Annotated in this window: 4 protein-coding genes and 1 pseudogene; 1 reads left to right on the top strand and 4 read right to left on the bottom strand. The window is 73.4% G+C overall.

Annotated features, from left to right (window positions below; genetic code table 11):
- Positions 1 to 214: pseudogene (locus DQW85_RS28325) on the bottom strand (hypothetical protein); the annotation flags it as partial.
- 376 nt (positions 215 to 590) lie between these two features.
- Here DQW85_RS28325 and DQW85_RS28320 point away from each other — a divergent pair.
- Positions 591 to 1,964: a ferredoxin reductase family protein gene (locus tag DQW85_RS28320; RefSeq protein ID WP_205315474.1), complete on the top strand. Its 1,374-nt coding sequence runs from the start codon at positions 591 to 593 to the stop codon at positions 1,962 to 1,964.
- A 34-nt stretch (positions 1,965 to 1,998) separates the two neighbouring features.
- Here DQW85_RS28320 and DQW85_RS28315 read toward each other — a convergent pair whose 3' ends face one another.
- From DQW85_RS28315 to DQW85_RS28305, 3 genes are all read right to left on the bottom strand, one after another.
- Positions 1,999 to 2,907, bottom strand: a complete 909-nt coding sequence (locus DQW85_RS28315) for a glycoside hydrolase family protein (RefSeq protein WP_113702931.1) — start codon at positions 2,905 to 2,907, stop codon at positions 1,999 to 2,001.
- 231 nt (positions 2,908 to 3,138) lie between these two features.
- Positions 3,139 to 4,077: a class A beta-lactamase gene (bla, locus tag DQW85_RS28310; protein WP_113702930.1), complete on the bottom strand. Its 939-nt coding sequence runs from the start codon at positions 4,075 to 4,077 to the stop codon at positions 3,139 to 3,141.
- A gap of 179 nt (positions 4,078 to 4,256) precedes the next feature.
- The coding region (locus DQW85_RS28305; RefSeq protein ID WP_113702929.1) for a PepSY-associated TM helix domain-containing protein at positions 4,257 to 5,414 on the bottom strand (1,158 nt) is incomplete at its 5' end.

Here is a 5,414-nt window from a genome sequence, read left to right as displayed (position 1 = left end):
GCTCGGTGGCGTGCTCGGTCAGGGGCGGGCCGGCCGTGGGCGCGGGCCCGCTTCTCCGGGAGCGCGTCGGGGACGGGGCGGGAGGCGTGGCCGGGGACGCGACCGGTGTGCCGAGCGTGCCCGGCGTGTCGGCCGCGTACGCGCCGTCCCCCGGGTCGCGTGGGATGAGCAGTGGCGGAACGCCCACCGCGACCCCGCCGACCACGAGCGTCATGAGGACGTACCTGCCGCGTCGAGTGAGGTGCGAGCGAACTCGACCGCCGCGCTTCCCCCTCATCACGTCCCTTCCCTCCAACGATCTACCTTCCAGCCCGAGTAAACACCATCGTCTACGCCCTTTAGCCCAAACTTGTCCGGGTGTGGGTGGGCTTTGCGGGAAGGCGGGGCCTCTGCCCGGAAAGTGGGTCTCCTCGGCGCGCCGATCCAGGTCTTTGGGCCCAGGAGCGCCCGGGTCGCGGTGGTTACCATGCCGCGCCGGGATCGATCAGGCCGGGATCGATCGGCAGGAAGCCCGGAGCGGACAGAGGGGCGTCGTGCGGACCGTCGTGCGGACCACGGAGGGCCGGCCTCGCGCGAGGCGCGAGGTACGGATGGGCCCGGCTCCCGCGCTGCTGGCGATGTACGCGGGAGCCCTGGCCGTCGTGCTCTGGTGCGGGCCGCCGCCCCTGGTGGCCACGCTCGCCGGCTGGATCGGCTGGGGCGGCTACGTCACCGGCATGCTCGCGGGGTACGGCTGCGCGGTCGCGCTGATCCTCATGTCCCGTGTCCCCGTGCTGGACCGCGGCGTGGGCACCGACCGGCTGGCCCGGTGGCACGCGGCGACCGGCAGGCGTGTCACGGGTCTCGCCGCCGCCCACGCCGTCCTCGCGGCATGGCGGCGGGCGATGCTCCCGGGCGGCTTGGCGGGCCTGGCCGGCCCGGTCACCGTGCCCTGGCTGGCCGAAGCCGTGATCAGCCTGGTCATCATGCTCGCCGTGGGGGCGGTCTCCGCCCGGACGGTACGCCGCAGGCTGCCCTACGACGCCTGGCACCTGCTCCACCTGCTCGTCTACCCGGCCGTCGGGCTCGGCTTCGCCCACCAGCTCACCGGGCCGCACTTCGCCCCGTACCCGCTCGCGCGCGCCGTCTGGTGGGGGCTGTACCTCTGTGGGGGCGCGCTGCTGCTGTGGTACCGCTTCGTCACCCCGGGCATCCGCTCGGCCAGGCACGGCCTGCGGGTGGCCGGGGTCAGGCGGGAGGCGCCGGGCGTCGTGTCGGTCTACGTCACCGGCAGACGGGTGGGCGAGATCGGCGCCGAGCCGGGGCAGTTCTTCCGGTGGCGGTTCCTGGCCCCGGGACTGTGGTGGAGCGCCAAGCCGTACTCGCTGTCGGCGCCTCCGGGCTCCACCTACCTGCGGATCACGGTCAAGGGCGTGGGCCCCCACAGCCGGGCGCTCGCGCACCTCCGGCCGGGCACCCGGGTCTGGGTGGAGGGTCCGTACGGGGCGCTGACCGCGGCCCGCCGCAGCCGGAGCCGCGTACTGTTGCTCGCCGGCGGCGCGGGGATCGGCCCCCTGAGGGCGCTGTTCGAGACGCTGCCCGGCGACGTCAGGCTCATCTACCTGGCCCGGCGGAAGGAGGACGTGATCCTGCGCAGGGAGCTCGACGCCATCGCCGCGAGTCGCGGGGCCCCGGTCCTGTACGCCTTCGACGCCCTGGACGTCCCGGACCCCTCGGACGTCGCAGGCGCCTTGGACGCCCGTGACGCTCTCGACGAGAGCGTCACGGACGCGGTGATCGGGTACGCCCGCCACGGGTGGCAGGTCGCCCTCACCGGCCGTGCGCTGCGCGCGGCCGTGCCCGGCCTGGCGCGCTTCGACGTGTACGTGTGCGGTCCGCCCGGCATGACGGCGGCGGCCTGCCGGGCACTGCGGCGGGCGGGGGTGCCCCGCGGGCGGATCCATCTGGAGTCGTTCGAGTTCTGAGCCCGCCCGCGGGCCCCTGGACGCCCCGGTCAGGTCAGTCGATGGCCTGGAACGCGCGTCCCGCGGCCGTGGGAGTGCCGTCGGCCCGGAACAGGCCGCTGCCCGGCTTGCCGGTCTCCGAGGGGAGCCCGAACCAGGCGTAGCGCTGCACGTAGGGCAGCGAGGCGAGCATCTTCGACGAGGCGGTGATGAAGGCGGCCTGCTCGCTGTCGGAGGCGTGCCGGACTCCCTTGGAGAAGTCGATGAGCGCGAACTCGGTGAGCCAGATCGGCTTGCGATAGCGCTCGTGGACGGCCTGCAGATAGCTCTTGAGCTGGCTGACGGCGTTGTTCGTGCGGAAGTCGCCGCCGTACCAGTGCAGCGTGATGAAGTCGACGCGGTATCCCTGCTGACGCGCCCCGGCCATGAAGCGGTCCAGCCAGCCGCCGGCCCGGTCGGCGCCGTAGGCGACCGCCGGGCTGCCGAGGATCCGGCCGGTCTCCATCAGTCGCGGCCACAGGGACAGCGCCCTGCTCACCGGCATGTTCGACTGCTCGGCCAGGTCGGGCTCGTTGAAGCCGAGCAGGTACGGGCCGGCGCTGCGGGCCTTGGCCAGCGCGGCGTCGTTCACGTCCTTCGCCCCCCAGATCATGGGGACGAACTGCGCCGAGGTCGGCCCGGTGACCGAGTCGTGGTGGGGGGCCCAGGTGTAGTACCAGCTCGCGCGCGAGGCGTTCAGCGCCCTGGCCGCCTGGGGCATGGGCCACACGGCGACCCCCTTCTTGCCCGCGGCCTTCTCGCCCGCGGTCCTGCCCTGCGACAGCGGCGTCTCCGCGGCCGCGGCCGCGGAGACGCCGGTCGCGCCGCCGGCGGTCAGGGGGACGATCAGGGCCATGACAGCACCGGCGACGACGGCGCGAACCCGGAGACCGGATTCGCGCCGTCGTGGAAGAGTCACACTCATCGAGATCCTTGGTCGCTCGTCGAGCCCGCTTCCGCGGGCATGGGAATACTCCGGCGGGCCGTGCCTGCAGCGCCGAACCGGGCAGTGAGCCGAGGGGGCAGCGCCGAGGGCTGCGGCATCTCGTCCGGAGCAACCTATCGAGGAACCAGGCGGGGGCGCCTGGGCTCAAAGACCCAGACGGAGGCCGCCGGCCGACCCGATCCCCCGCCGTCCGCGGATCCCGGAGGCGTGTCAGAGCCTGCCGAGCCCGCGGGCGAGGATGGTCGCGACCTGCGCGATGACCTTGTTGTCCACGGCGGCGACCTCGCGGTTCGTGAAGACGACCATGATGATCGGGGCCGCCGACCTACCGGGCCAGATGACGGCGATGTCGTGGCCGGCGCCGATCTCCGTGTTGGTGCCGGTCTTGTCGCCGATCGTCCAGCCCTTGGGCAGGCCGGCGCGGATGCGCTCGTCACCGGTCTTGTTGGCGATCAGCCAGGCGTTGAGCTGCTCGCGGTCCTTGGCGTTCAGGGCGTTCCCGGCCGTGAGCGCGCGCAGGTCACGGCCGATGGCGGCGGGGGTGCTGGTGTCGCGCTTCTCCTTGACGGTCCAGTTGTTGAGCTCGGTCTCCCAGCGGTCGAGCCGGGAGATCGGGTCCTTCAGCGTGCGGAAGTACCTCGTCAGCGCGGGCGGGCCGCCGAGCTCCTTCAGCAGCACGTTGGCCGCGGTGTTGTCGCTCAACGTGATGGTCGCCTCGCAGAGCTGGGCCACCGTCAGGCCGTCCGCCACGTGCTTCTCGGTGGTCGGCGAGTTCGGCTTCAGATCGGCGGCCGTCCACTTGAGGACCTTGTTCATCAGGCCGGGTTCGGAGGTGCGGGCCTTGTGCAGCATGGCCGCGCCGAGGATGGCCTTGTGCGTGGACAGCAACGGGAAACGCTCGCCCGGCCGGTACGTGACCGCCTTGCCGGTGGCCGTGTCCAGGGCGTACGCGCCGATCCGGCCCTGGAAGGACGCCTCCAGCTCGCGAAGCTCCTTCCTGGCCTGGGCTTCACCCACTCCCGTAAGCACCACGGGCACCGGCGTGGCCGACGCGGCGCCCGCGCCCAGCACACCGCCCGACAGCAGGGAGAGTGCCAGGGCGGCCGCCGGGAGCGTCGCGGTGAGGCGGCGGGCAGCGGGGAATCTCATGTCAATTTCCTTCCTGTCAGCTGTCAAGGGACAGGAGCAAAGCAGACGCGATCAAGTGCTGTCCAATACCGATATCACGGGCCGACGCATATCCGTTCTCGTATGAGGGGTGGTCAGAGGGTTCGCGGAGGACCGACGCCGCTCGCCTGCCGAACGAGCGGCACCGGCCATGGCGTGCGTCAGGCGGACGAGGCCGGGGTCCCCGCCGCCCGCCGCGCCGCGACCCGGGCGCGGAGCCCGAGCAGCACGTCGATCAGCAGGAACGCGGCCAGACTGACCCCCAGGAGCGGGACGAACACACCGGCGGCCACCACGACCACGGCCAGCGGCGCCAGGACCGCCCAGTGGACCCGCCGCCAGGCGCCCCGCCGGTACGGCTGCGCGAACCCGCGCGCGGGCCGCCGCTGCCACCACATCCGGTAGCCGTACACGATCAGGAACATCAGGCCCGCGGCCAGCGCCGCCAGCAGGATCTGGTTGGCCAGGCCGAACAGCCTGCCCATGTGCCCGTCGATGCCCCAGCGGGCGAGCTTGGCGGCCAGCGGGTGGTCGGCGAAGCGCAACTCCCCGGTGACCCGGGCGGTGGCCGGATCGACGGCGACCTGGTCCAGCCGCTGCGGCACCTGGTTCTGGACCTCCTTGACCACGTAGCTGCCACCCGCGACGCCGGGCCAGACGATCTCCAGCGGCCCGGACAGGCCCGCGCCGGCAGCCGCGCGGACGACGGCGTCCACCCCGGCGTCGGAGGTGGCGGCGGGGGCATGTCCGGCGCCCGCGTGCGCGGAGTGGTCGCCGCCACCGCCGGACGACAGGGAAGGCGTGGTCCAGTTGAGCGCTGCTCGCAGCGCGTCGACGTTGTCACCCGCGTACGTGGACCAGGTCAGCCCGGTGGCCGACAGGAACAGCAGGCCGGTCACGGCCCACAGGCCGGCCGAACCGTGCCAGGACAGGCTCCGTCGCAGGCCGGTGGCGCCGGATTCGGGGGCGACCAGGAGGCGTACCCGCTGACCGCTCCGGCGGCGCCGGCTGAGCCACAGCAGCAGCCCGCCGAGCGCCACGACCCACAGCCAGCTCGCCGCCAGCTCGCTGTAGAGGCGTCCGGGCTCGCCGAGGTGCAGGTTGCGGTGCAGGTGGGAGATCCAGGCGCGCACCGGCAGCGCGCCCGAGCCGCCGTAGCTCTCCAGCGTGCCGCGCACCTGGGCGGTGTGGGGATCGACGAACACGGCCAGCTTCGTGCTCGGCGGCAGCCCCTCCACCTCCAGCAGCACCGCGGTGGTGCGGCCCGGCTCGGCCGCCGGCCGCACGGCGCTGACGGTGCCCCGCGGCTGGGCGGCGCG

It is taken from the genome of Nonomuraea lactucae, from assembly GCF_003313395.1.
Classification (GTDB): domain Bacteria; phylum Actinomycetota; class Actinomycetes; order Streptosporangiales; family Streptosporangiaceae; genus Nonomuraea; species Nonomuraea lactucae.
The sequence above is the reverse complement of the archived record's forward strand: the minus strand, read 5'-3'. Positions and strand labels throughout refer to the sequence as shown.